This is a genomic window from Pseudoclavibacter sp. RFBI5 (assembly GCF_002931395.1).
In the GTDB taxonomy this organism is placed as follows: domain Bacteria; phylum Actinomycetota; class Actinomycetes; order Actinomycetales; family Microbacteriaceae; genus Pseudoclavibacter.
On sequence record NZ_PSYA01000012.1, the window covers coordinates 51,646 to 77,254 of the forward strand.

Below are 25,609 nucleotides of genomic sequence, written 5' to 3' on the forward strand. Positions count from 1 at the left end.
CGGCGAGAGTATGCGGCTCGCCTGGCTGGCGACCCGACGAATCCTGGGAAGATGTGTTCGAACCCGAGCGCCCTCGATGCCACACGGTGGTAGGTATCAGAAGTCGGCGATGACCAGCTTCTTCATCTGCATCATGTGCTCGTAGCCATCCGGTTTCGCCATGAGCTCCCCCATGTTCGTGGGCACGATCTGCCAGCTCACTCCGAACCTGTCCACCAGCCAGCCGCATTGCTCGGCTTCCGGGACGGCGCTCATCGCGCTCCAGTAGTGGTCGATCTCCGCCTGGTCGGCGCAGTCGACCTCGAGTGAGACGCCGCAGTCGAAGCCGAACTCCTGGCCGGCCCCGTTGTCCATCGCGACGAACCACTGCCCGGCGAGCTGGAAGTCGGCGTACATGACGGCACCCGCCGGAGCGGGACCCGAAGGCGCCGGGTACTCGGCGATCGTGCCGATGCGCGCATCCGGGAACAGGGAGACGTAGAAGTCGATGGCCTCGCGCGCCCTGTTCTGCGCCGCTCCGCCGAAGAGCAGACTCGGCACGATGAACGGCCGGGCCTCGTCGGCCGTGCTCAGCCCGGCGGGATCGACGAACATGAGCTGCCAGCTCACGCCGTAGCGGTCCTCGACCCAGCCGTAGTGCGGGCTGAAGGGGTACTCCTGCAGCGGCATGAGCACCTTGCCGCCATCGCTGAGCGCAGTCCAGAGCTTGTCGAGGCTCGCTCGCACCGACGCCGCGTCGCCGCCGAGCACGCGCGGGTCGAAGTTGAGCATGAACGAGACCGACGGGTTCGGCCTGAACTGGTCGCCGGCGTTGATGAGCGTGAACCGGTACTCGTCGATCTCCACGCCCACGACGAGCGGCAGGCCCGCGAAGTCCTTCTGGAAGTCGAGGAGGTCGGTCTCGGGGTATCGGGCTTCCACGGACGTCGTCGTCTTGGGGAAGCTGGAAGCGTAGAACTCGCCGGCCTCTTCGGCATTCTTGTTGAACCAAAGGTTCGGGATGATCTTCTGCATGACTCGCTGCTCCTGCACGCGTCGGTCGATCTGAGCCCGGTCGGGCCCACTCGCAAAATTACTCCCGACCCCCGACAACGGCGGCGAGCCTCGTGCTCGAGTGGGAGCGAACACCCAGGGTTCGGCTACTGCAGACCCGCGGTGAGTCTCGCAAGATTGTCGAGGACGGTCGAGCGCAGCGGCTGCTTCCGCCACTCGAACATCGTCAGCTCTCGTGACTGCTCGCGGTAGTCCTGCTGCACCTCTCGGAGGTCCTCCACGAAGTCCGAGCTGCGCACCATGAGCGACACCTCGAAGTTCAGCGAGAAGGAGCGCATGTCCATATTGGACGACCCGATGACGGCAACCTCGTCGTCGATCGTGAAGTGCTTGGCGTGCAGGATGGTCGGCGACTTGTACATCCAGATGCGCACCCCCGCGAGCAGCAGGGCCTCGTAGTAGGAGCGCTGCGCGTGGTAGACCATGGCCTGGTCGCCGATCTCCGAGACGAACAGCTCGACGACCACCCCTCGTGCCGTCGCGGTCGTGATGGCATACAGCATCGACTCGTCCGGAACGAAGTAGGGGCTCGTGATGATGATCGACTTCTGGGCGACGTAGAGGAGGTTGAGGAAGAGGCGGAGGTTGTTCTCGCTGGGATACCCGGGGCCGCTCGGCACGATCTGGCAGTCCATCCGCGCTTCCTGCGGCATCGTCTCGACGTCGGTGAGGTCTTCCGGGATGATCGTTCCCGACTCCGAGTACCAGTCGGTGATGAAGACGGCGCTGACGGCGTGCACGGCCGGCCCCTCGAGGCGGACCATGAGGTCGTGCCAGTGGAGGCCGCGGCGGATGTTGCCGCGTTTGTTGTACGTCGAGTCGACGACATTCTGCGAGCCGAGGTAGGCGGAGTTGCCGTCGACGATGAGGAGCTTGCGGTGGTTTCGCAGGTCTGGCCGCTGGTACTCGCCGCGCCAGGGGCGGACGGGGAGCATGTAGTGCCACTCGGCGCCGGCCCGCTCGAGGGCCTTGAGCCGCGACAGCGTGTGCTTGCGGTAGCCGGGCACGCGGATGGAGGCGATGTGGTCGAGCAGGATGCGAACGCTCACGCCTCGGGCGACCGCTCGGTCGAGAGCATCGAAGATCGGCAGCGTGGTGTGGTCGCAGGCGAGGATGTAGAACTCGACATGCACCCACTTCTCTGCCGTATCGATCTCGGCGGCCATCGCGACGATGGTCTCCTCGTAGTCGCCCTGCAGGACGACCTCGTTGTCGCTGATGAGGGGGATGGCCGTGTACGTGCGGTTGAGGGCGACGACGGAGTCGAACCAGGCCGGGTCGCTGTGCTTGGTCGGCTCGACCTCGACGCTCCCGACGGCCATGTTGATGAAGGTCGTGACCTCCTGCTGGCGCTCCATGCGCTTCGTGGGGAGACGGAAGCTGCCGAGGAGCAGGAACGCGATGACGCCGACGTACGGGATGAGGAAGATCGCCATGAGCCAGGCGATGCCGACGCTCGGCTTCCGATTGCGTGGCACGACGATGATCGCGATGACTCGGATGATCAGGTCGATGATCGCGAAGATGAAGCCAGCGCTGATCGTGATGTGCGGGATCTCGGCCATCGGGTCTCCTCGGGGTACTAGGGGACAGCGTAGGCCAAGGGATGCGCGTGAGCGGGACGTGCATCCACGCCCAGAACTTGTTGCACTTTCCGCGATTAGTGCAATACTGCACTAGTGACTGATAGTGCAATGAATCTACGGGCTCGCAAAATGGCGCGGACGAGCCGCGACATCTCGTCGATGGCCCGACGCCGCGCCCTCGATGTCGGCCTTCCCGGCTTCACGATCGAGGAGCTCTGCGAGCAGGTCGGCATCTCCCGAAGGACGTTCTTCAACTACTTCGCCTCGAAGGAAGACGCCGTTCTCGGCATCTCGGCCCGACGAGACACGACCCACCTCGACGAGCGCTTCGTGGCCGGCGGCGACCCCGGGAGCGAGCAGCTGAGCCCTGACCTCCTCGAAGCGCTGACACACCTGGCACTCGAGCGGTGGCGCGAGTCCGACCCGGAGCCGAACTCGGGCGACATCCGCGAAGTCATGGCCGTCATCGACCAGGAGCCGAAGCTCTTCAAGCGGGTGCTCGAGCACATGTCGAGCGACGAGAAGCGAGACGTCGCCCTCGTCGAGCGTCGAGAGGGGCTCCCGACCGGGGACCTTCGCGCCTCCGCAGCCGTGCAGCTCCTCATGTCCATCATGCGGGCGAGTGCCTTCGAGTTCTTCACGACGGACAACACCGACGACATGGAGACGGTCGTCTCCAGACGCGTCGCCGCCATGCGCGCCGTAGTGCAGCGCTGAGGGCGGCGCCTGCCCCCTCGTCTCGGCCACGCCTCCTCCCGCTCCCCAGCCTTCCTCTCTCCCCCACCCTTCTCTCCCTCCCCTCTTCTTCCCGCACCGCACTCCTCGAACGGACCCACGCATGACCACCAGTGCACCGGCGCCAGCTGCGCCGCAGTTCCTGCTCACGAAGCGCAGGATCTGGACCATCTTCGGCGCCCTCATCGCCGGCATGCTCCTCTCGAGCCTCGACCAGACGATCGTCTCGACGGCGATGCCGACGATCGTGGGCGAGCTCGGCGGGGTCGACCACCAGGTGTGGATAACGACTGCCTACCTCCTCGCAACGACCATCGTCATGCCGATCTACGGCAAGTTCGGTGACGTGCTCGGGCGACGGAACCTCTTCCTCATCGCGATCGCGATCTTCACGCTCGCGTCGGTGGGCTGCGCCTTCGCGGACAGCTTCTGGGCGTTCGTGGTGTTCCGCGCCATCCAAGGCCTCGGCGGCGGCGGGCTCATCATCCTGTCGCAGGCGATCATCGCCGACATCGTGCCGGCCAGCGAACGCGGCAAGTACCTGGGCCCGCTCGGCGCGGTCTTCGGGCTCTCGGCCGTCGGTGGCCCACTGCTGGGTGGCTACTTCGTCGACCACCTGACGTGGCAGTGGGCCTTCTACATCAACATCCCGGTCGGCATCGCGGCGTTTGTCATCGCCGTGGTGGCGCTGAAGCTGCCGAGCAAGAAGGCGACGAAGCGCATCGACTACCTCGGCGTGCTCTTCTTGTCTGCTGCGACGACCTGTCTCATCTTCTTCACCGACTTCGGTGCGGATGCGCAGCACGGGTGGGCGTCGATGGTCACGTGGGCGTGGGGCCTCGGCCTCCTCGTGGCGGCGGCGATGTTCGTCTTCGTCGAGTCGCGCGCGGAGGATCCGATCATCCCGCTGGGTCTCTTCAAGAACCCGATCTTCGTGAACGCGACGGCCATCGGCCTGACGCTCGGCATCGGCATGTTCGCGGCGATCGGCTTCGTCCCGACGTTCTTGCAGATGTCGTCTGGCACGTCGGCCGCAGCCTCTGGACTGCTCATGCTGCCGATGATGGCGGGCCTCATGGGCACGTCCATCGCTTCGGGAATCCTCATCTCGAAGACGGGGCGGTACCGCATCTACCCGATCGTGGGCACGGTGCTGACCGGTCTCGCGATGGTTGCGATGACCACGTTGACGGCGGATACGCCCATCTGGCTCATCTGCGTGTTCCTGTTCTTCTTCGGGGCTGGGCTCGGGCTCATCATGCAGGTTGTCGTCTTGGTCGTTCAGAACGCGGTACCAGCGGCCGAGATCGGCACGGCGACGAGTACGAACAACTACTTCCGTGAGGTTGGGGCAGCACTCGGCACGGCGGTGTTCGGCGCGATCTTCACGACGCGACTGACGGAGAACCTCACCTCGGTCTTCACGGCGAGCGGCGCCAGCCCGGCTGACGCGGCGACGGCGACCTCGACGATCGACCCGCAGACGCTCTCGCAGCTGCCGGACGAGGTACGGGACGGGATCGTCACGGCCTACGCCGACGCTCTGGCTCCCGTCTTCTGGTACCTGGTGCCGTTCATCGCACTCGCGTTCCTGCTCTCGCTCTTCCTGAAGCAGATCCCCCTCTCTGATGTTGCCGGGCTTGTGGCTCGTGGCGAGGCGGTCGGCGGGGAAGAGGCGGAACAGCTCGACGCGGCGGCTCGGGAGAGTCGGGAGAGCCACGAGGCGGGCGATGGTGCCACCCCGAGCGTGGATTCGACCCGGCTCAACTCAAACGGGCCGAGGAGCCGCGACTAGCGGGGTGCCGTCGAGAACGCGCGCGCCGCGCGGAGGGCCGCCTCGACGTGCATCCCCTCGAAGGGGAGGACCGCAGTGAGCGCCTCTGCGGTGAGGTCCGGGCCCAGCTCGGCGCCTCGCCGGACGGCTTCCGCGTCGACCTGCTCGGGGGCTGATTCCGGGTCGTCGAGGTCCATGACGGCACCCTCGAACCAGTCGGCGGCGGCGGCGAGCATCTGCTCCTCACTGAGCACGGGGAGCAGATGCCGGTCGAGTCCGTCGGCGACGCCGTGGTCAACGGCGCGCCAGGCGTCCCCCGCGTTCTCGCGCCAGTAGACGAATCCGAGCCAGGGCTGCTCCCCGCCTGCCACCCAGCGGCGTCCCGATTCTGAGGTGACGGCGGCTTCGGCGTGCGCCACTCCCCACTCGGGCATGCCGGTGATGAGGTCGAAGCCCCGCCTGTACGTCTCGGAGTGGTCCCGGTCGATGCCAGCAAGGACGGCCCGGCCGTCGGGGAGCGGGGTGAGCCGAGCCCAGCTGCCACCCCCGTCGGAGTAGAACCAGCCGTGCTCGTCGGCGCGGGAGTTGTCGCCACCCTCGCCGAGGATCGCGGTCTCGATGGCCGCAGCGAGCGCCCAACGCCCCCTGATTACCTCGATGGTGGGGAACTGCCGAGTTCGGAATGCTGTCATGCGCTCATCTTTCCAAGCACCTCCTCGGCACTGCTGGGTGTTGCTTGGAACTGGACCGCGCGCGGTGTCTCGCGGATGCGCATGCGAGCCACCCTGGGTCCGGTTGCGGGTTCGACCTTCCACGTCCGGCTCTGCGCGGGCGAGATGGTGAGCCGACCCAGGTGCACTTCGTGGTGATGGAAGGTGCAGAGCGCGATGCCGTTGCTCGTGTCGGTGCGTCCGCCTCTCGACCACGGGATGACATGGTGGATCTCGACGGTGTCGAAAGGGAGCTCGCACGCGGGCGCTCTGCACCCACCGTCCCGGGCGAAGACCGCTCTCCGTTGAGCCGGGCTGAAGAGTCTTCGCTTGCGGCCGAGCTTGAGGACTTCGCCGTCGTCGTCGACGAGCGCAACCCGGATGATGCCATCGCAGAGGATGCGCAGGGCCGCCTCGACCGGGACAGCCTCGCCGCTGTGCTCGAGCCGCGAGATGTCCGCCAGCGTCTCGGCGGCTCCCGCGAGACCGGCCCGCGTGACGGTCATGACCAGGGTGGGCGCTTCGCCGCCGGTCCGGGGCGCGCGTGGGGACTCGGCATGCTGAGCGAAGACCGAGACGAGCGCGTCGATGCGTCGCTGAGAGAAGCTGCGATCGTCCCGGATCTGCGGCTCCTCCTGAGGAGCGAGGGTGCCGCTGGGCTCGTCGCCTGCTTCGCACGCGTGGTCGCGCCGCGGCGAGAGATACGCGTCGAGGACGCGCATGATGGTCTCGCCCTGCTCCGGGGTCGCGAGGAGCCTGCCCTGCACCATGCCGTCAGCGTGACGGGTGAAGGAGAGTCCTCGCTTCGCGGCTTGACGTTCCGCGTTGGGCTCCGCGCCGTCTGGGTCGAGGAAGGCCACCCACACGGCGGCCTGCTTGGCCAGACGCTCCGGCGACGCCGGCTCGTCGTCCTCCTGGGTGAGCCCGCACGCGGCCTGGACGAGCTCGTACTCTGCGCGATCGAGGTCGCCGATATCGACGCTGCCGCCCGCTTCGCGCAGCCCTGCGACGATCGCCGACGCCTGCGAGAGCGTCACCCGCCCTTCCGCGACCGCGACCGCGACCTGGCTCCGTGTGGGCCGAAGCGCCTCGCCCGTCATGCTGATGCGCTCGCGCGTCGCCTCGGCGACCTCGCGAAGCTTGGCCGCCTCGGCTCGGCGAAGGCCGAAGGTCTGCCGCACGGCCTCGTGCACGGACCGGTACCCACCCCGACGCACCAGAGAACCAGAGAAGGCCACCGGCGTGATCTCGTCTCGCCCGAGCAGCTCGGCCGTCATCTCCAAGATCGTCGCGTCGAGCATCCGCTTGCGAGCGGCCAGCTCTTCGAACGCGGCGAAGAACTCGGCGTCGAGCACCGACGAGACGGGCTGTCGCCCGTCGACCAGCGCCGTGACGACGGCCGTGGCTGCGATGCCGGACTCTCGCTCGACAGCAGCAACGCTCGCCGGTAGACCCGCGAGGACTCCAGCACCAGCACCAGCACCAGCTACTCCACCCAATGCGTGTTCGTCGTCGCCCATCGAATCCCCCCTCATTGTCCCGGCACCCTCCACCCAAGGCATTTCTGCCTGCGGATTCACGTGCCGAGCTGGCTTCCCCCGAAGCCAGTCCCAGCCTATCGTGCATCGAACGTATATTCGTGCTCTGTGGAGAAATCCCACGTCACAGAACAGTAACCGGACGCTGGAATCACCAGCCACGCAGGCGAGCCCGCGCGCCTCCCAGCACACCTTCGACGCTACTTCTGGCCGCCGACATTCGGCGGGCGAGAGCACCCCGCGGGTACCCCGTCCAAGCTGTGTTCCTCCCAGGGCGCGCGCGGGATACTCTTTCGATCACCTCTGCTTCACTTACCGCCCCTGCATCTCAGCGACTGGACGCATCCTTCCGTGGCTCCCACACTCTTCCCCTGGCTCGACCCTGAAACGATCATTCACGGTGCGGGCCCCTGGGCGCTTCTCGTCGTGTGCCTCATCGTGTTCTCGGAGACCGGCCTCCTCGTCGGCTTCCTGCTGCCCGGCGACACACTGTTGCTCATCACGGGCCTGCTCGCCTTCTACCCGGGCATCGGCTTCGACATCTGGTGGGTGTGCCTCGCCATCGGATTCGCCGCGTTCCTCGGCGGCGAGGTCGGCTACCTGATAGGGCGAAAAGCGGGGCCGAGGATCTTCGAGCGCAAGGAGAGCGGCCTCTTCAGCGTGAAGAACGTCGAACGGACCAACGCGTTCTTCGAGCGCTTCGGCGGCCTCGCGGTCATCATCGCCCGCTTCGTTCCTGTCGTGCGCACCTTCGCTCCGGTGGCCGCGGGCGTCGGCAAGATGGACTACCGCAAGTACACGATCTACAACCTCATCGGCGCGCTCATCTGGGGCGCCGGCCTCACCTTCGCCGGCTACCTCCTCGGCTATGTGCCGGTACTCGGCGACTTCATCCGCGAGTACATCGACGTGATCCTGATCGTCGCGGTGCTCGCGACCGTGGTGCCCACGAGCATCCACTACCTCCTGAACTCGCGGAAGTCCCGCCGCGAGGCGGAGCAGCGCAGCCGCGATGAAGCGAAGAACCTCTCGCTTGCACCGAAGGACTTCGACCAGAAGCTCGGCGACTGAGCGTCGGGATCGCGGCGCCAGCTGCCCCGGCGCAGTGTGGACTCCGCCGCCCCGCGAACCGCCGGTAACAAGGCATGCCACCCTCCCGCGAGACTCGATTCCGGGCGCTGACGGGCGCCTCGAACGCGACGTAGGCTTGCCTGCGCGGCATGCTCTGCCGCGTCTCTCGACGGCGTTGCAGTGAGGAGTTCGGTTCACGGATGAGCGGCATCTGGCGGTACCAGTCGACCTCGATCCCCCTCCGACTGGCGAACGCCGGAGCAGTTGTCGCCCTTCCCCTGCTTGCCGTCGAGCAGCTCGGGGACGTCGCCGTCGGCGGTTTCCTCGTCGCCGTCGCCCTCTTCCCGAGCGTCATCGCGGCACCGCTCGTTGGCGCCCTCCTCGACCGGATGCGCCGCCCGAAGCTGCTCCTCATCATCGGGGGGACGATCACGGCGGCCGCCTACCTCTTCGCCTCACAGCTGGGCACACTGCCGATCGGCGTCATCGCCGTCATCCTCGCGGTCGCCGGGTTCGTGACTCCCGCCTACATGGGCGGCCTCTCGAGTTTCGCGACCGACAACATCGAGCCGGCCAGGAAGGCCTACGCGCAGGACGCGCTCTCCTACACGATCGCCTCGGTGGGTGGTCCGGCGCTGGCGGCGCTCGCGATCCCACTGGCGGGCTCAGCACGACTCGCGATGGTGCTCCTCGCGAGCCTCGCCCTCATCGGGGCGGTGGCCGGGTTCGGCATCCGGATGCACGCGAAGAACGGCCCGGTGGAAGGCCTCGGGCGGACGATCGCTCGCGGCATGACGTACCTCGTCAAGCACAAGCCGATCGCGATCGTCACGATCGCCGGCACCGTCAGCCAGGTCGCCGGTGGCGCGCTCGGCATCGCCGCCATCGCCATCTCCCTGGAGCGGACCGGCTCCGAGGCGTCCGCCGCCTGGCTCGTCACCGCCTACGCGATCGGCGGCCTCGCCGGCGCCCTCTTCATGGCGGTCAGGACCTGGACCACCCGAGGCCCGGTCTGGGTCATGGGGATGGGCTTCGTCGCGACGGGCGTCTTCCTGCTCATCGCGGTGCCGGCTCTCCCGATCGGGTTCGCGTTCGCCGCTGTCCTCATCTCGGGTCTCTTCGCGGCACCGGCAAACGCCGCCATGATGCTGCTCCGCGACAAGGAGAGCAAGCCGAACGTGCGCTCGCAGGTCTTCACGATCGGCGCCGGCCTGCGGGTCACGGCGGCCGCCGTCGGCGCGGCCATCGCCGGGCTCATCGCGGGCTTCGACGCAGGCTGGCTGATCACCGGGATGGCCATCATCTGGATCCTCTCCGGCTCCATCCTCTGGTTCTTCCCGAACCCGCCGGCGCGCACGGGCATCATCCCCGTGCAGAAGGGCCCGCAGGCGCCGTAGCGCGGGCCAGCAGGCCAACCGCCGCCACCTGAGGCGAGTCCGATGCCACGTCCGCGCAGGCAAACGCTGCCAGCCAAGTGGCCAGCAACACGCCCGGTGGAAGGGGCACTTGGCTGGCAGCGTTGGCACTCAGGCCCTGACGACCGCTTGGCCGCCACGGGCCAGCGAGGATGAGCGAGGAGCGAGCAGCGAGCGCTTCCCCGGCCGGCGTGGGAGACTCCCCGGAAGACGCGCGTGCGGCGCCTGAGCGAGCGGAGCATCCCATGACCGAGAACCCCGCCCTGGTGGTTGCCGTCATCGCGCTGGGCTTCGCGGCGGTCACGTTCCTCCTGGTGTGGATGCTGCGCGCGGCCCCTCGCCCACCGCGCGACTCCGAGCTCTCCCCAGACGAACGGCGCCGACGAGCCGAGAACCCGGGTCCGGCGCCGACGAGCATCCGCTTCGATCACGGCAACAACTCGAGCTACTGACGCGAGAGACCTCAGCGCGGACGCCAAACGCTGCCAGCCGATGTGCCCCTTCCCGAACTCGGTGAAAGGGCACATCGGCTGGCAGCGATCGCGGTGGGGCTGCGGAAGCCGTCGCTAGGCGACGCCCACGAGCAGCCAGACGACGAAGCAGAGCAGGAAGCCGACGAGGCCAAGCACCGTCGTGAGGACGGTCCACGTGCGGAGGCCGTCCGCGACGCCGAGGCCGAGGTACCGGGTGACGACCCAGAAGCCGGAGTCGTTGACGTGTGACAGGCCGAGTGCGCCAAACGCGATGGCGAGGGCGAGCAGCGCGACCTGGATCGTCGAGTACCCGCCGCCGAGGATCGACGCGCTGAGGAGGCCAGCCGTCGTGAGGATCGCGACCGTGGCCGACCCCTGCGCCGCGCGGAGGGCGAGCGAGATGAGGTACGCCATGATCATGAGCGGCATGCCGGTGGCGAGCAGCGTCTCGCTGAGTGCCGCGCCGATTCCGCTCTCGGTGAGGACGCGGGCGAACGCGCCGCCTCCGCCCGTGACGAGGATGACGACCGCGACCGGTGGGAGCGCCGCTTCGACGACGTCGCCGAGCTGCGATGCGCTCCAGCCGCGGCGGATGCCGAGGAAGAAGCTCGCGAGGAGGACCGTCACGAGGAGCGCGAACAGCGGGGCGCCGATGAACGCGAGCACGTTGCGGATGGGGTCGCCGGCCGGCAGCAGCGTGGCGCCGACCGTGCCGAGGGCGATCATGATGAGCGGCGTGACGATGAGCGTCATGACCATGCCTGCGCTCGGCGGCGCGACCGTGCGCGCCTTGGTGGCGGTGCCGGACGCGCCGCCCTCCGAGCCGGACGCGCCTTCGGCGTCGGCGTCGGCGTCGGCGACGATCGCATCCGCCTTCTCCGTGCCGAACTCGGCGAACGACTTCGCCGTGGTCGAGAGCATCGTGAAGTTCTTGCGGTTGAGCCACTTCGAGAAGAAGTGCGAGACGACGGCGAGGACGAGGCAGACGGGGAGGCCGATCATGGTCACCCAGCCGAGGTCGGCGCCGAGGATTCCGGCGCCTCCTACGATTCCGGGGTGCGGGGGCATCGCGACGTGCACGGCGAGCATGATGCCGCCGACGGGCAGCCCGAACTTCACGGGGTCGACGCCTGCCGCCTTGCAGAAGCCGTAGATGATTGGCACGAGGATGATGAACCCGACGTCGAAGAACACGGGGATCGCGAGCACGAGGGCGGCGGCTGTGAGGGCACCGGCGACGCGCTTCGGCCCGAGCAGCTTCGTGAAGCGCCCGGCGAGGCTGGAGGCACCGCCGGAGATCTCGATGATCTTCCCGAGCATCGCGCCGAGCGCGACGAGGATCGCGACCGACCCGAGCACACCGCCCATTCCGGCGATGATCGACTCGATGATGCCGACGCGTGCCGGTTCGAGTTCCGTCTCGGGAACGGTCACGAGCGGCAATCCCGTCGCGAGGCCGACGAGGACGCTCACGATGAGCAGCGCGAGGAAGGCGTGCACCTTGAGTTTGATGATCAGCAGCAGGAGGAGGCCGATACCTCCGGCTGCGATCGCGAGCAGTAGGAATGTGGACAAGTCCGTCTCCTTTGACGAGGGCGCCGACGAGAGCGCTGACGAGGACGCTGACGAGCGCGTTGTTTGGGTGAGAGCGGGGGCTCTTGCTTACGAGTCGGTGGTCTTCGGGGCGAGGGCGAGGATGACGGCTGAGTCGTCGGACGCACCGAGTCCCTGTGCCTGGCCAAGGAGGTACAGCTGCTCGGCGGCGGCGGCGACCGGCGTCGGGAGCCCGACGGCGCGGCTCGCCTTGCCGACGATGCCCATGTCCTTCACGAAGATATCGAGGCGGCTGAGCACTTCGGCGCCGTCCTCGTCGTAGGCCTCGAGGATGCGGGGGCCGCGGTTCGCGAGCATGAATGAGCCCGCTGCTCCGGCGCCGAGCGTCTCGAGGGTCTTGGCCGGGTCGAGCCCGAGACGCTCGGCGAGTGCAAGCGCTTCCGCTGCGGCCGCGATGTGCACGCCGCAGAGCAGCTGGTTGACGGTCTTCAGCGCCTGACCGTCGCCGGGGCGGTCGCCGACCACGGTGAGGGTGGATGCGAGGAGGCCGAGCACGGGCTGCGCCTTCTCTCGCGCTGCCGGCGTCGCACCGACGACGATGAGCAGGTCGCCCTCGCCCGCGCGGACGGGGCCGCCGGAGAGGGGCGCATCCACGAGCTCGACCGAGTGCTGCTCGAGGCGAGCGACGACGTCGGCGATGCCGTCGGTTCCGACGGTGCTCGTGAGGATCACGACTGCGCCCTCGTCGAGCTTGTCGGCGATGCCGTTCTCTCCGAACAGCACTTCATGCAGCTGCTCGCCGTTGCGGACGGCGAGGAGGACCGCGTCGACGCCGGCGACCGCGCTGGCCGCGGAGGCGTGCGGCACGATGCCCGCGGCGGCCGCGAGGTCGAGGCGCGGCTGCGCGATGTCGAAGCCGTTGACCGTGAGCTGGCTGCTGAGGCGGGTCGCCATCGGCAGGCCCATCGCGCCGAGCCCGAGGACGGCGACGGAGTAGGTGGAGGAGGTCATGGTTGCTCGTTTCTCGGTGCGTGTGGAGATCTCAGCGCTGTTGCTGATCAGTTGGATGCGGGAATGGGTGCGGATGCAGGTGCGTCGACACCGACAGCGGCGCTCGCGTGGAACTTCTCGACGACCCGCGCGAGCGAGTCCTCGTCGCCGACGTTGCCGGCGAACACGACGTAGGGGATGCCGTCGGCCGGTCCCCCGACCGCCTGCCAGAGGGAGACGATGCCGGGCAGCATGGGGCCGCGGACGACGGCGTGACGGATCTCGAGGCCGTTCGTGGCGACGTCGCTCGAGGTGATCCCGCCCTTGGCGATGACGAAGCTCGGCGGCGTCACGCGGAGCGCGTGCGCGACGACCTCGCAGACGGCGGCAGAGACGTCTCTGGAGATCGCGAGGGAAGCGTCCGCGTCGTCGGTCTTCACGAGCTCGCGGCTCGTGTGGAGGATAACGTCGCCGCTCGCGAGCGCTTCGACGACGCGAGCCTTCGCCTCGCCGATGTGCGCGTCTCGGGCGTCCGCGTCGATGATCGCCGAGACGGAGAGCTCGACGGTCGGCAGGTGGGGATGCTCGGTCCGGAGGGCTGCGAGCTGCCGTGTCGTGAGGTCGACGTGCGAGCCGACGACGATCAGGCCGCCGGCAGCGGACTGGGCCACCCCGTCGCGCGCCAGCTGCGCCGGGGCGAGTGGGGAGGCGATCTCCTGCCCGATGCGGGCTCGCACGAACGGCGGCCCGACGCGGTAGAGGAACTGCTTGCCGTCGGCCTCCGCGAGCTCGAGCCCGAGGGCGACGATGCGGATGTCGTCCTCGATGACCACGTCGACGACGATCGGCTGACCGTCGCGCGCATCCTGCAGCACGCTCGCGACCGCTTCTGGGCCGCGACGGATGATGCCGAGCGAGAGCACCGTCACATCTGCGGCGGCCCAGCGACCCTTCGTCTTCTCCTCGACCCATTCGGGGAGCGCGGAGCTGCGGAAGCCGAACGTCGCATCCTTCGCGAACTCCGTCTCGGCGACCGGCACGAGCTCGCCGTTCTGCCGGTAGTAGTGGATGCCCCCGATCGTGACCCTGCCAGCGTCGGGAAATGCGGGAACGATGAGGACGCCGTCCGGCACCGGGCCGCCGAGCTCGGCGAGCGTTGCCGCGATGACGTCGGTCTCGAGGGGGAAGTGGCCGCGCAGCGTGCTGTCGCCGCGGCTCACGAAGGCGATTCGGCGCTCGAGGCGCTCCGCCGCGGCGAGGGCTGCCGTCACGATCTCGCGGTTGCGTGCGGCGGCGGATTCGGCGTCGAGGCTGCGCGTGTTCGTGAGGACGTACACGGCGTCGCGGCCCTGTTCGAGGGCCCAGACGAGGTCGTCCTGCTCCCAGCGGGTGAGGACGGGAAGATCGGCGACGGACTGCGTCCCGGTGGGATCGTCGTCGAGCACGATGAGGGTCACTCCGGATTCGCGGACCCGGTCGGCGACCTCCGCAGCGTCGACGCGCACCGGGGCGGGGTACTGCTCGAGCAGTCGGCTTTCATCCATCAGAGAACTCCCTTGTAATCGGATATCAGATATCTTGCGCCCGCCAAAGAATGTTGTCAAGGAGATATCTGATATCCCGAGGGAGGGAACCGGGGCCGAGCGATCAGACTCGAGGCGTGAGCACGTACTCCTGCAGGTCGTCCGCCGTCTGCTGCATGTGCGACTCCATCGCCGCGCGCGCGGCTGGGCCATCGCCGGAGCGCAGCGCCTCGAGGATCCCCGCATGCTCGCGGATGGCATTCACCTGCACCTGCGGCACCGCGGAGGTCTCGTAGCGGCGCTCGTACATGAACTTCCCGAGCGGCTCGAGCAGCACGCGCAGGAACGGGTTGCCGCTCGCCCGCAGCACGACATCGTGGAACGCGATGTCGGCGGTGACGAAGGTGTGCACGTCGTTCGCGGCGCTCGCCGCGCGCATCTCCTCGAGGTACCCCTCGAGCTTCTCGAGGTCGTCGGCGGTGCGCAGCGGGGCAGCGAGCTCGCAGGCACCCGTCTCGATCATTCGTCGAAGCTGGACGAGCTGCACCGAGGCCTGCGCCTTGCCGCCGGTCGACGTCGCGGCGCGCAGGAGCGGCTCGATGCCGGTCCAGTCCTCCATGGGAAGCACGCGACCGCGAGTCCCGGGAACCGGCTGAACGACTCCCTGCGCCTGCAGCGTCTTGAGGGCCTCGCGCAGCGTGAGGCGGTTCACGCCGAGCCGCTCGGCGAGGTCGATCTCACGCGGCAGCGGCGCCCCCTGGGGCAGCGCCCCCGAGATGATGTCATCGAGGAGCCGGTCGCTGACCGACTGAACAAGCGACGCTCTCGCCATGGTGACCTCCGAACTCGCAATGCTAGTGGGCGCGTCCGGACACCGGCTCACGCGAGCGTCACCGCAGCGTGACGGCGACCTCCACAACGACGTCGTTCGCATCCTCTCCGATGACACGCTGGCGCACCTCGGGCGATGTGAGCGCCACCCCGCGCTCCGCGAGCGCGTCGAAGAGGGCCACGACGGCCGGATGCACGGACCCCTCCGGCAGATCGGCACCGTGCGAGCGCCACACGGCCACGAGGTCGGTTCGCGGCGGCAGCTCATCCGCGAGGATGCGCCCGTCGTGCCACGACTCGTCGTCGGCTTCCGGGAGGCGCGCGACCGGCCAGCAGAAGAGCATCTGCAGCTCGGATGCTCGTGCCGTGCTGCCGGGGGCCTCCCGGAAGGACGTCCAGAACCCGGGCCCCGGCTCGAGCCCAGCCTCGACGCCGCGCCGATGCAGTTCGGCGAATTCCCGGTTCGCGTCCTCATCGCTCGGCGCCGCACCGGCACCGTCCCCGCGGGCGACGCCCCCACCGGCCGCATCGAGGTCAGCGGGCAGCGGGATGACGCGCGCGACGAACGGCGTGGCCCCGAGTCGCCGCTCCTCGACGAGAACCGGGCGCGCGAATGCGGTGAGCACGGCGTCCGCAGCCGTCATGGCTGCATCCTCGACGTCACGTTTCCGCACCACTTCGGCACGATGATGACGCAGCACGTCGGCTGCGTCTCCGTCTCGGAGCGCCCTCGCGGCGGAGGGCAGCGGCACGCCGGCCGCCCGCAGCGCCTGCAGGAGGGCGCCGTCGCGCACCTGCGACTCGGCGTACCTGCGGTACCCGGTCACCGCATCCACCTCGTACGGGACGAGCGCCTTCGTCTCGTCGTAGTGACGCAGCGCCTTCACGCTGATGCCGGTCGTGTTCGCGAATTCCCCGATGGTGAGCATGCCTCAAGCCTGCCGCCTCCCGTAGGAGGAGAGTCAAGCGGGGCACTCCGCAGACCTGCCCGGCTGGACCAGACGCCTCGAGCTCGCCGGCATGCGCCTCGAGGCGCGAGGCCCGATCAGGCCGCCGCCATCTCGAGCGCCTCCTCCGCACGCTCCGCGCTGCCCTCCGCGAGGCCGCGCTTGAGGGCCGGAGCCAACGCGACACACAGGACCACCCCGACAGCGAGCACCGCGACCTCGGTCACGGTGAGCGCCCAGATGATGCCGGGCAGGCCGAACCAGATGCTCCCCGCGATCACCACGGGGATGAACAGCACCCCTTGGGCGGCCGACATGATGGTCGCGGGAAGGGCACGGCCGGTTGCCTGGAACAGCGACGTGATGAGGCCGGTGAAGCCGTTCGCGATCATCGCGATGAGCTGCGCCGCGAGCACCACGACGCCGATCGCGAGCACGGATGCGTCGGCCACGAAGAGCGCGAACACCTGCTCTCGGAAGCACAGCAGGAGGATGGCCGCGAGCGCGGCGACCCCGCCGACCGTGATGGCGGATGCGCGCAGCGCCGACCCGAAGCGTGCGCCGTCGCCCTTGCCGTACGAGTAGGCCAGGAGCGGCAGCACGCCGAGGGTGACACCCATGATGAGGAACTCGGGCACCTGGGCGATACGCACGGCGACGCCCATCGCCGCGAGCGGCCCCTCACCGTAGGCTGCGGCGAGGTTGTTGAGCACCAGCGCCGTGACGATGAGGAACGCCGACTGCAGCAGCGTGCCGATGCCGACGCCGAGGACCGGCTTCTGCACGGAGCCCGCGAGGGTGAACCAGCGAGGAGAGAGACTCACGTGCTCGCTGTTGCGCGTGAGCCAGAGAACGAAGTACGCGACGACGACGAGGTTCGCGAGCCCCGTCGCCACGGCCGCCCCCGCCACGCCCCAGTTGAGCACCAGGATGAACAGGGCGTCGAGAGCCAGGTTCACGACGGCGGAGAGCACGAGCGCGACCATGACCTGCTTCGCCGCGCCTTCCGCCCGGACGAGCTGCTCGAGGCAGACCGCCGCGGCGAGGACGGGCACGAAGCCGAGCAGTACCCCGACGAAGGCAGCCGTAGGCGCCGCGACGGATGCGTCGGCGCCGAGCAGCGAGACGAGCGGCGAGAGGAACACGAGCCCGATGGCGGCGACCACGGCCCCCACGACCACCGAGCCCCAGAGCGAGTAGGACGCGACCCGCTTGATGGTCGCCGCCTTCGAGGGGTCGCGTTCGGCCCCGCCGAGGAGGCGCGACACGAGCGCCCCTCCCCCGACCCCGAAGACGTTCCCGACCCCCATGACGAGGATGAGGACCGGCGAGCCCAGGGTGATGGCGGCCAGCAGGGCCGTGTCCCCGAGCGAGCCGATGAACCCCGCATTGGTGAGGTTGTAGATCGCTCCGACGATCATCGCGGCCGCCATGGGCACGCAGAGGTGCAGGAGTGCACTGACGATCGGTGCCGACGAGAGGTACCAGCGGTTCGTGTGCACCGCATCCGGGGCGGCCTCACGGGCTGTCGACAGATCGGCCGTGGCTTGTGTTTCTGGTGGTGTGCTCATGGTTGCTTCCTTCTGGGCAGGACGGAGCGCGCGCCGACACTCGTCGGCACGTGAGGGGATGCGCGACTCGGTCGCGCGCCTCGGAGGGCTAGTCGCGCACTGGCTGCGGGAGCTGAGCCGTGATCTTGGCGAGGAGCGCCTGGAACGCGACTCGTTCATCGGCATCGAGCGGCGCGAGGATCGTCTCGTCTGCGGCGATCATGGCCTCCTCGAAGCCCGCGATGAGCTCAGCTCCCGCAGGAGTGGCGTAGACGCGCTTGGTGCGCTCGTCGCCGCCCTCGGTTCGGCGTTCGATGAGCCCTCGCCCCTCGAGGCCGCGGAGCAGACTCGAGACGCTTGCGGGGGTCGTGCGGCTCATTCGAGCGAGCTCCGATTGGCTCGCCCCGGGATTCTGCACGAGGTAGCCGAGCACGAAGCTCTGCGGCCGGGTGAGCTCGCGCTCACGTGTCCAGTCCTCTCCGGCCTTCATCTGCGCCCAGCTGATCCATCGGACGAACTCGAGGGGCGTGCGTGGGGCTGGCGCTGTATTCGACATAGTTAGAACTATGACAGTTAGAGTTCTAACTGTCAAGGTCGCCCGGCCCTGGCCCCCGGCTGCATGCGTAGACTGGGCGGATTCCCCGGGAGGAGCAACGATGCCCGAACCGAAGCATCCAGAGAAGCGCGCGAAGCCCGAAGCCGGCGTGACGCGCATCGTCGAGAACATCGACGAGACCGCCGCGATGTTCTCCGAGCCGAAGATCACTGCCGTCGGCATCCCCGCCGTCCTCAACTCGCTCAAGGTGACAACCGCGCAGATGGGCCCAGCCCGCACGGCCCGCACCCTGCTGCGTATCAACCAGAAGGACGGCTTCGACTGCCCCGGATGCGCGTGGCCGGAGGGCAAGCACCGCAGCCCGGCCGAGTTCTGCGAGAACGGCGCGAAGGCCGTCGCCGAGGAGGCCACGAAACGGCGCGTTCCCCCGAGCTTCTTCGCCGAGCACTCCATCGAGGAGCTGCGCACCTGGGACGACTACTCGCTCGGCCAGCAGGGCCGCCTCACACACCCGATGCTCCTCGAGGAGGGCGGCACGCACTACCGGGCCGTGAGCTGGGACGACGCGTTCGACATCATCGCCCACGAGTTCGCGCAGATGTCGAGCCCAGACGAGGCGATCTTCTACACCTCAGGCCGCACCTCGAACGAGGCGGCGTTCGTGTACCAGCTGTTCGTGCGCGGCCTCGGCACGAACAACCTCCCCGACTGCTCCAACATGTGCCACGAGTCGAGCGGCTCCGCACTCGGCGAGACGCTCGGCATCGGCAAGGGCTCGGTGAGCCTCGAGGACCTCCACGAGGCCGACCTCATCATCATCGCCGGCCAGAACCCCGGCACCAACCACCCGCGCATGCTCACCGCCCTCGAGAAGGCGAAGCTCAACGGCGGCAAGATCATCGCCGTGAACCCGCTGCCCGAGGCGGCGCTCATGCGGTACGAGAACCCGCAGACCGTGCGCGGCATGGTGCTCGGCGGCACCGCCCTCAACGACCTGTTCCTGCAGATCAAGCTGGGCGGCGACCAGGCTCTGTTTCAGGCGCTCGGCCGCATCCTGCTCGACGCCGAGGAGGCGAACCCCGGCACCGTCTTCGACCACGACTTCATCGCCGCGAAGACGTCGGGCGTGGATGCGTACCTCGAGTCCCTCCGCACGCTCGACTGGGCCGAGGTCGAGACCGCGACCGGCCTGAGCGAGGCGGAGATCCGCGAGGCCGGTGAGCTGCTGCTCGCTTCGAAATCGACGATCGTCTGCTGGGCGATGGGCCTCACCCAGCACAAGCACTCCGTGCCGACACTGCGCGACTGCGTCAACCTGCTGCTCCTGCAGGGCAACATCGGCAAGCCCGGCGCGGGCGTCTGCCCCGTGCGCGGGCACTCGAACGTGCAGGGCGACCGCACGATGGGCATCTTCGAGCGGATGCCGGAGTCGTTCCACGACAAGCTCGACGCCGAGTTCTCGTTCGCGTCTCCCCGCGAGCACGGCTACGACACGGTCGAGGCGATCCGCGCCATGCGCGACGGCAAGGCCCGCGTCTTCATGGCCATGGGCGGCAACTTCTCCAGGGCGACACCCGACACGGCAGTGACGGAGGCAGCCATGGAGTCGCTTGCCCTCACGGTGCAGGTATCGACGAAACTGAACCGCTCGCACGTCGCAACGGGGCGCCGAGCGCTCATCCTCCCCACCCTCGGCCGCACGGAACGCGACCGGCAGGCGGGCGGCACGCAGCGCGTGACCGTCGAGGACTCCATGAGCGCCGTGCATGCCTCCCACGGGCGGCTCGAGCCGGCAAGCGATGAACTGCTCAGCGAGGTCGCCATCGTCACGATGCTCGCCGAGCGGGTCCTCACCCGTTCGCGCCCGAACGTGCCGCAGGTGAACTGGGCCGAGCTGCGCGCCGACTACGCGAACGTGCGCGCATCCATCTCCCGGGTCATTCCCGGGTTCGAGGACTTCGAGGCAAAGATCGACGAGCCCGGCGGGTTCGTCCTGCCGAACGGGCCGCGCGACGGCCGCGACTTCTCGAGCATCGGCGGCACTGCGAAGTTCACAGCCAACGAGCTCGAGTACCCGAAGGTCCCCGAGGGGCGCCTGCTGCTGCAGACGCTGCGCTCGCACGACCAGTTCAACACCACCATCTACGGCAAAGACGACCGGTACCGGGGCGTGAAGAGCGCCAGGAGGGTCGTCTTCGTCAACGAGGCGGATGCACGGGACCGCGGCCTCGCCGACGGCGACCACGTCGACATCGTGTCGGAGTGGCCCGGCCGCGACGGCTCGCTCGAAGAGCGCCGCAGCGAACGCCACCGCATCGTCGTCTACTCCACCCCGCGCGGCTGCGTCGCCGCGTACTACCCGGAGACGAACGTGCTCGTGCCGCTCGACTCGACCGCCGATGTCAGCAACACGCCGACCTCGAAGTCGATCGTCGTTCGACTGGAGCGAGCTGCGGTCGAAACGCGCTGAGGAAACTGGCTCTCAGCGCTTGACCCTGGGCGCAGTGCGGATTTCCCGAGGCGAGCGGTTGAAGATGTCGCGGAGGGCGCGTCTCATCGTCTCCTTCGACGGGAAGCCACTGGTCACCCAGACCTCTTCGATCGACAGCTGGCGTTGCGTCTGCAGGAGAGTCTTCGCCGTGTGCGCACGCTCCGAACGGATCAGCTGCGCAAGGCTCACATCGCCGGAGTCCGACATCACCCGGTCAGCCGTTCTCCGCGAAATGCTCAACCCCAGGGCTATCGAGTGTGGAGTGAGCGCGGGATCCTGATGCCGGAGACGCACGATCGCACGAATCTCGCCAGCCAGGTCCCTGGAGACGTGGTTGCCAGTCTCGAGGAGCTCCAACACGAGCGACCGCGCCATCGATCGGAGGAGACTCCGCATGTTGTGGATCGTCAGGACATCGTCCACGCGCGGGTACCGAACGAAGGACTCGAGCATCGGCCGCATCATGTCGAGGATCGGCGACCCAAGCTCCCTCTTCCCCGGCCGGATGGAGGCCGCCAGAGAGGGCAGCACCTCGCGAGCATCGAAGGCGAAGAAGATTCCCTCGAAGTGGTTGTCGCTGCTCATGAGCACTGGAGTGCTGCCCGGGAGCACGAGCCAGACTCGATCTTGTATCTTCAGCGTGTTCGAGGGGCCCGATTCCACGTTCAGCACGCCCGATCGAGGGAAGATCATCAGCACTCGCCTCCGAGCAGACGCCCGCGCCCTTGTCCAGGAGACAGCGAATGCAGTCGTGGTGACCTCTGCAGCGAAGAAGTTCTCCATGGTCAGAAGCTGCACGTCAGAGATCAGAGGGGCCGAGTACCGAACGATTTCCACACCGATCGACTCGAGGCCCCACGTCTGCGGCGAACCCCTGAACCGAAGGACGCTCCTCTTGTACCCTGACGGATGTTCCACGTCCTGGCGTGCGTCTCGTCGAGAGGAATTGACGTTCACGGTCACCGAATCTTTACTCACATGAAGAGAGCCGTGGAAACCCTCGACCCACCATCTCGCTCCGACCAGAGTCGGCGGTGAACTGACCGCTCGACAGAGAGCGAACAGGGTTGCCGCCACTCGGCTGCAGGACTGCTCAGACGACCCAGAGGAACAACCTCATCGAGCCTGCCGTGGGCACGCCAGGACCAACCCACGCCCTTCATAGCCTTTCCGAGTCCGAGTCCGAGTCCGAGTCCGCGTCCGCGTCTGCGTCTGCGAACGACCCTCGAGGCTCGCCCCCAGCGCTAGTTCGTTGTCATGGTGGTGCACGAGGTGGCGAAGACACCGCTTCGCTGTGCGCACTGACCGGCGACGAAGTCGTTCTCACCTGCCCAGCAGATCTGGACGCCGTTGTACTGCTGGTAGTTGTTCACCTGGAACTCATGCCCCTGACTCGGGTAGATCCGACCGCCGGACGACACAAAAGTCCCGGTGAAGGTGGTTTTGAAGGCGTAGTAGAGCTGCCCCCCGATGACCCGAGTCTCGCCCGTCGGCTGGAGGTTGGTCCAGCTGGAACTGCCGGTGTTCGTGAAGGTCAGACCCGGCACGGTCCACCAGTAGATGATCGAGAAGCTCTTGACGTCGCCGGGCGTGACGCCACCTCCACTTACTCCTCCGGTCTGGGTGTTGGTGGCACTCACCGTGTACCTTCGAGGATTGCTTGTCTGCTGCAGGCGGATTCCCGTGCTTCCACCGCGCACTTGGCTGCAGTTCACCGACGCGCTCGCACTGGGAGCCTGTACCGCGAGTGCGAGCACCGGCACCGTCCAGGCGGCACCTTGCACGATCCTCCGCCGGGAGACACGGTCGCTTTCGCCCGCACCGCCGCGGGAAATCGACTGGCCATGCTTATCGGACGTGTTCTTAGGGAGAGATTTCACCTTCACATCATGCTGTTCCGGTCAGTCGCTCATGTCGTCCTGGCTGAGATTGCGCGACACCTGGCCGAAATTGTGCCGATTATCCCCGAACGGGTACCAACAGCACGAGGGAATGCCACCGCATCGTGGCCACTTCCACCCTGGGCGGTGAGGGCCTCAGGCTCGGCGACGGATGCGGATCGGCCCCTTCGCCGAGGCGCCGTCGACGACTTCGCCGCCCTGGGTGATGTCGACGTCGCCGGCCGCCACGAGGCGCAGCGCGGCTGCCCTCGCCGCGTCCATCTCGCCGCGCCACTCGTCTCCCCCGACGGCTCGCGCCGCCTCGGACGGACAGATGGTGGCCCCTTCGGCCCGCTTGGCGAGCAGCTCGAGGATCACACGCTCGAGCTGCTGATCGCGCTGCGAGGCCGGGGTCATAGCAGCCGCTCCGCGAGGACCTTCGCCGTCGCCTCGGGATGCACGCGGTGCCCGACCGACTCGGCGACCTCGACGAGCTCCGACCCCGGCAGCGTCTCAGCCAGCCGCCTCGCGGCGCTCGCGAGGAACGGGAACGTGTCGCCGCCCACGACGATCGTCACGGGCACCTGCACGTCGACCATCGCCGCCGTCGGCGTCGACACCTGCCGCACGAGCTGCGCGTCGTAGACCGTCGACTGCGCGAGCGGCATGAGGCCGGGGAAGATCGGGCTCTGCCGAATCTGCTCGACGAGGGCAGGGTCGAGCCCAACCCCCTCGAGCTGGAACGTCGAGACCGCGGTAGCCGCCTCACCCTCATCGACGAGCTGCTGTAGGCGCTCGGCGAGGTCGGGCGCCGGCTCGTGCTGCCCGAACCGGAACGGAGGCTCCGACAGGAACAGCTGCTGCACGGGAACGCCGAGGGAGGCGGCGAAGAGCGCGAGCACGGCCCCGGAGGAATGCCCGACGACGCTCACCTGGCCGCCGACCGCGCCGATGACGGCCGCCAGGTCTTCTGCTTCACGCTCTGGCGCCGACGGCTTCGTATCACCGCTGTCGCCGCGGGCGCGGCGATCATAGGCGACGGCCGCGAAACCGGCCCTGACGAGTGCCAGCGCGAACTCCGTCACGTCTCGCGCCGTCGAGAACGCACCGTTCACGATGAGCACCACGGGCCCCGAGCCGCGGATCTCGTAGGCGATGCGCGTTCCATCCGCCGACAGGACCGTCTCGCGATCGACGCGAACCCCGCCCGTGCCCGGCTCTTCTGCTGCGACCATGTTCCTGCTCCCTCACCCTTGAGCGCTGCCGTCGGCCCTCCAGCGAATGCGGGCCGCGAGGCAAGTCTGCACCCTCGCGGCCCGTCTGAGGCGTTTCCTCCTCGCCTCGTTACCGAGCGGCAGCCAGTTCCTCGTCTGGGTGCTCACGCGCGTAGTTGGAACCAGCGTGGCCCGTGCTCAACCGCTTCCTGAGCACCAGCAGCCACCAGAGGAATGCCAGCCCGAGAGCTCCTGCGAACACGAAGCCGTTGCCAGCGAACGCGGGGAGGAACAGCAGTGCGATCTCGACGATCAGGAACACCACGAGACTGATGATGAGCAGCGGTCGCCTGGCGCGCCCGAGATCGAAGGTGCCCGGTTCTGGCGCCGGGATACGGCCCTTGTACGACGCGATCAGCAGACCGATCGTCTGCAGGACGTAGGTGCTGAAGAACGCAAGCGTCGCGATGCCGAGGAAGTAGTTGAAGGCGGCGGGACTGACGAGCGCAGACAGGAGCAGGAGCACCGAGACCACCCCGAGCGTGAGCACTGCTGTGGATGGGGTCTTGCGGGTGGGGCTGACGTGGCGGAGCGCTTTCGAGAAGGGCATCATGTTGTCTCGCGACATCGAGTAGAGCAGCCGGGTGCCGACCAAGACGTTGGCGAGCAGGCACACGAGGATGTTGGTGAGCGCGATGGCGATGACGATCTTCGAGACGACGGGGCCGAGCTGCTGCGAGATGATCTCGTCGATGGGCGCCGAGGAGGCGAGCACTCCCGCAGGGTCCTTGATCGCAAGCGTGTACACGAGGTACATGGCGAACTCGATGATGCAGGACGCCGCGAACGCGTAGAACATGGTGCGGGGGATGACACGGCGCGCGTCCTTCGTCTCCTCCGCCACGTCGGCGACCGCTTCCACCCCGACGAGTCCGAAGAACGGCCCGAGGGATGCGGCGAGCCATGCCAGCAGGTACGGAGTCGCGTCATCAGGACTGTTGCCCTCGAACAGCGACGAGAACGGCTGCGCGTTGCCAGGGATGACGAAGGCCACGAACGCGATCACGAGTGTGACGCCGATGGTGACGACGAACTCCAGGCCCACCCCGATGTTGTTGATGAGCGTCGCGAGCCGGACTCGGTAGGCGTTGATGAGCACGCAGACGACGACGACCGCGATGGCGAGGAAGATCTGGTTGGGCTGCGAGAGCTCCCAGCCGAAGACGCTGCCGAGGTAGCCGGCAAACACGTATCCGAGGCTGGTCATGCCGCTGGTCCAGCCGATGAGCGCCGCGAAGCCGGTGAACCAGCCGAAGACCGGCCCGTTCAGTCGGCTTGTCCACTGGTAGGCGTACCCGGCGAGGGGGATCTTGGCCGAGATGTCAGCCGCGATGAGCGTCCAGAGCAGGAATACCGGGATCGCGATGAACAGGGTCCAGATGAATGGAGCTCCCGCATTCGAATAGCCGGCCGCGAATCCGGAGAAGACCGCCGTGGTCGCGCTGATCGTCGAGAATCCGATGGCGAAAGACGCGATCTTCCCGACGGATCTATCGAGTTTCTGGTCATACCCGAATTCCGCGAGCCGGGCATCCTCGTCCGTACCTGAACTCGATGGTTCAGGCAGAGGATCACGCCTGGACCTTTTCAGTGGATTTATCACTGCATCTCCTCGCCTCTTTGCGTGGAACGACCATGATCCGGCCGTGTCCTTGGAG

At 67.9% G+C, this 25,609-nt stretch carries 22 protein-coding genes; 6 read left to right on the forward strand and 16 right to left on the reverse strand.

All coding sequences use genetic code 11. The annotated features are described in order from the left end of the window. Positions 1–96 precede the first annotated feature (96 nt). Both C5E06_RS15310 and cls read right to left on the reverse strand, forming a co-directional pair. The gene (locus C5E06_RS15310; RefSeq protein ID WP_104244151.1) at positions 97–1,014 is read right to left on the reverse strand and encodes a VOC family protein; all 918 of its coding nucleotides are present in this window, start codon (positions 1,012–1,014) and stop codon (positions 97–99) included. 125 nt (positions 1,015–1,139) lie between these two features. Continuing rightward, complete coding sequence (cls, locus tag C5E06_RS15315) at positions 1,140–2,618, reverse strand: cardiolipin synthase (RefSeq protein WP_104243733.1); 1,479 nt, start codon at positions 2,616–2,618, stop codon at positions 1,140–1,142. 150 nt (positions 2,619–2,768) lie between these two features. Between cls and C5E06_RS15320 the strand changes: the two genes are divergently transcribed. Then, the gene (locus C5E06_RS15320) at positions 2,769–3,356 is read left to right on the forward strand and encodes a TetR/AcrR family transcriptional regulator (protein WP_104300111.1); all 588 of its coding nucleotides are present in this window, start codon (positions 2,769–2,771) and stop codon (positions 3,354–3,356) included. A 121-nt stretch (positions 3,357–3,477) separates the two neighbouring features. Continuing rightward, a complete protein-coding gene (locus C5E06_RS15325) occupies positions 3,478–5,169 on the forward strand; it encodes an MDR family MFS transporter (RefSeq protein WP_104307482.1) in 1,692 nt (563 codons plus the stop codon). Here C5E06_RS15325 and C5E06_RS15330 read toward each other — a convergent pair. Both C5E06_RS15330 and C5E06_RS15335 read right to left on the reverse strand, forming a co-directional pair. Beyond that, on the reverse strand, positions 5,166–5,840 hold the full coding sequence (locus C5E06_RS15330; RefSeq protein ID WP_104243739.1) for a hypothetical protein: 675 nt from the start codon (positions 5,838–5,840) through the stop codon (positions 5,166–5,168). The genes C5E06_RS15325 and C5E06_RS15330 overlap by 4 nt on opposite strands. Continuing rightward, positions 5,837–7,378 carry an HNH endonuclease signature motif containing protein gene (locus tag C5E06_RS15335; protein WP_181063003.1) on the reverse strand — a complete coding sequence of 514 codons (1,542 nt, stop codon included), beginning with the start codon at positions 7,376–7,378 and terminating at the stop codon, positions 5,837–5,839. Before C5E06_RS15335 ends, C5E06_RS15330 begins: the two co-directional genes overlap by 4 nt. 369 nt (positions 7,379–7,747) lie before the next feature. On the opposite strand from C5E06_RS15335, the gene C5E06_RS15340 reads away from it, so the two are divergent. The 3 genes from C5E06_RS15340 (at position 7,748) to C5E06_RS15350 (ending at position 10,334) form a co-directional block, all read left to right on the forward strand. After that, a complete protein-coding gene (locus C5E06_RS15340) occupies positions 7,748–8,467 on the forward strand; it encodes a DedA family protein (protein ID WP_104243742.1) in 720 nt (239 codons plus the stop codon). A gap of 200 nt (positions 8,468–8,667) precedes the next feature. Beyond that, positions 8,668–9,864 (forward strand): MFS transporter, encoded by a 1,197-nt coding sequence (locus C5E06_RS15345; protein ID WP_104307484.1) that lies wholly within the window; start codon positions 8,668–8,670, stop codon positions 9,862–9,864. 263 nt (positions 9,865–10,127) lie between these two features. Beyond that, a complete protein-coding gene (locus C5E06_RS15350; protein WP_104307485.1) occupies positions 10,128–10,334 on the forward strand; it encodes a hypothetical protein in 207 nt (68 codons plus the stop codon). A gap of 114 nt (positions 10,335–10,448) precedes the next feature. On the opposite strand, the gene C5E06_RS15355 is transcribed toward C5E06_RS15350, so the two are convergent. From C5E06_RS15355 to C5E06_RS15385, 7 genes are all read right to left on the reverse strand, one after another. Beyond that, a complete protein-coding gene (locus C5E06_RS15355) occupies positions 10,449–11,930 on the reverse strand; it encodes a GntP family transporter (protein ID WP_104307486.1) in 1,482 nt (493 codons plus the stop codon). An 87-nt stretch (positions 11,931–12,017) separates the two neighbouring features. Then, entirely contained in the window at positions 12,018–12,920 is a 903-nt protein-coding gene (locus tag C5E06_RS15360; RefSeq protein ID WP_104243750.1) for an NAD(P)-dependent oxidoreductase, read from the reverse strand. 47 nt (positions 12,921–12,967) lie between these two features. Continuing rightward, positions 12,968–14,446, reverse strand: coding sequence for a four-carbon acid sugar kinase family protein (locus C5E06_RS15365; RefSeq protein ID WP_104307502.1), 1,479 nt, complete (start codon positions 14,444–14,446; stop codon positions 12,968–12,970). A gap of 100 nt (positions 14,447–14,546) precedes the next feature. Next, positions 14,547–15,254, reverse strand: coding sequence for a FadR/GntR family transcriptional regulator (locus C5E06_RS15370; protein ID WP_104307487.1), 708 nt, complete (start codon positions 15,252–15,254; stop codon positions 14,547–14,549). 58 nt (positions 15,255–15,312) lie between these two features. Continuing rightward, the gene (locus C5E06_RS15375) at positions 15,313–16,182 is read right to left on the reverse strand and encodes a MerR family transcriptional regulator (protein WP_104307488.1); all 870 of its coding nucleotides are present in this window, start codon (positions 16,180–16,182) and stop codon (positions 15,313–15,315) included. A gap of 116 nt (positions 16,183–16,298) precedes the next feature. After that, on the reverse strand, positions 16,299–17,771 hold the full coding sequence (locus C5E06_RS15380; RefSeq protein ID WP_104307489.1) for an MATE family efflux transporter: 1,473 nt from the start codon (positions 17,769–17,771) through the stop codon (positions 16,299–16,301). Positions 17,772–17,859: 88 nt separating this feature from the next. Continuing rightward, positions 17,860–18,306: a MarR family winged helix-turn-helix transcriptional regulator gene (locus C5E06_RS15385; RefSeq protein ID WP_104307490.1), complete on the reverse strand. Its 447-nt coding sequence runs from the start codon at positions 18,304–18,306 to the stop codon at positions 17,860–17,862. 187 nt (positions 18,307–18,493) lie between these two features. On the opposite strand from C5E06_RS15385, the gene C5E06_RS15390 reads away from it, so the two are divergent. Next, a complete protein-coding gene (locus C5E06_RS15390; protein WP_104307503.1) occupies positions 18,494–20,776 on the forward strand; it encodes an FdhF/YdeP family oxidoreductase in 2,283 nt (760 codons plus the stop codon). Positions 20,777–20,788: 12 nt separating this feature from the next. On the opposite strand, the gene C5E06_RS15395 is transcribed toward C5E06_RS15390, so the two are convergent. From C5E06_RS15395 to C5E06_RS15415, 5 genes are all read right to left on the reverse strand, one after another. Beyond that, the gene (locus C5E06_RS15395) at positions 20,789–21,760 is read right to left on the reverse strand and encodes a helix-turn-helix domain-containing protein (protein ID WP_146081402.1); all 972 of its coding nucleotides are present in this window, start codon (positions 21,758–21,760) and stop codon (positions 20,789–20,791) included. Between the two features lie 281 nt (positions 21,761–22,041). Further along, positions 22,042–22,437 carry a hypothetical protein gene (locus C5E06_RS15400; protein ID WP_104307492.1) on the reverse strand — a complete coding sequence of 132 codons (396 nt, stop codon included), beginning with the start codon at positions 22,435–22,437 and terminating at the stop codon, positions 22,042–22,044. Positions 22,438–22,833: 396 nt separating this feature from the next. Continuing rightward, positions 22,834–23,094: a DUF3253 domain-containing protein gene (locus C5E06_RS15405; protein WP_104243765.1), complete on the reverse strand. Its 261-nt coding sequence runs from the start codon at positions 23,092–23,094 to the stop codon at positions 22,834–22,836. Next, positions 23,091–23,912 (reverse strand): alpha/beta fold hydrolase, encoded by an 822-nt coding sequence (locus C5E06_RS15410; protein ID WP_104307493.1) that lies wholly within the window; start codon positions 23,910–23,912, stop codon positions 23,091–23,093. Before C5E06_RS15410 ends, C5E06_RS15405 begins: the two co-directional genes overlap by 4 nt. Positions 23,913–24,021: 109 nt before the next feature. Continuing rightward, positions 24,022–25,554 (reverse strand): APC family permease, encoded by a 1,533-nt coding sequence (locus C5E06_RS15415; protein ID WP_219819530.1) that lies wholly within the window; start codon positions 25,552–25,554, stop codon positions 24,022–24,024. Positions 25,555–25,609: the final 55 nt, after the last annotated feature.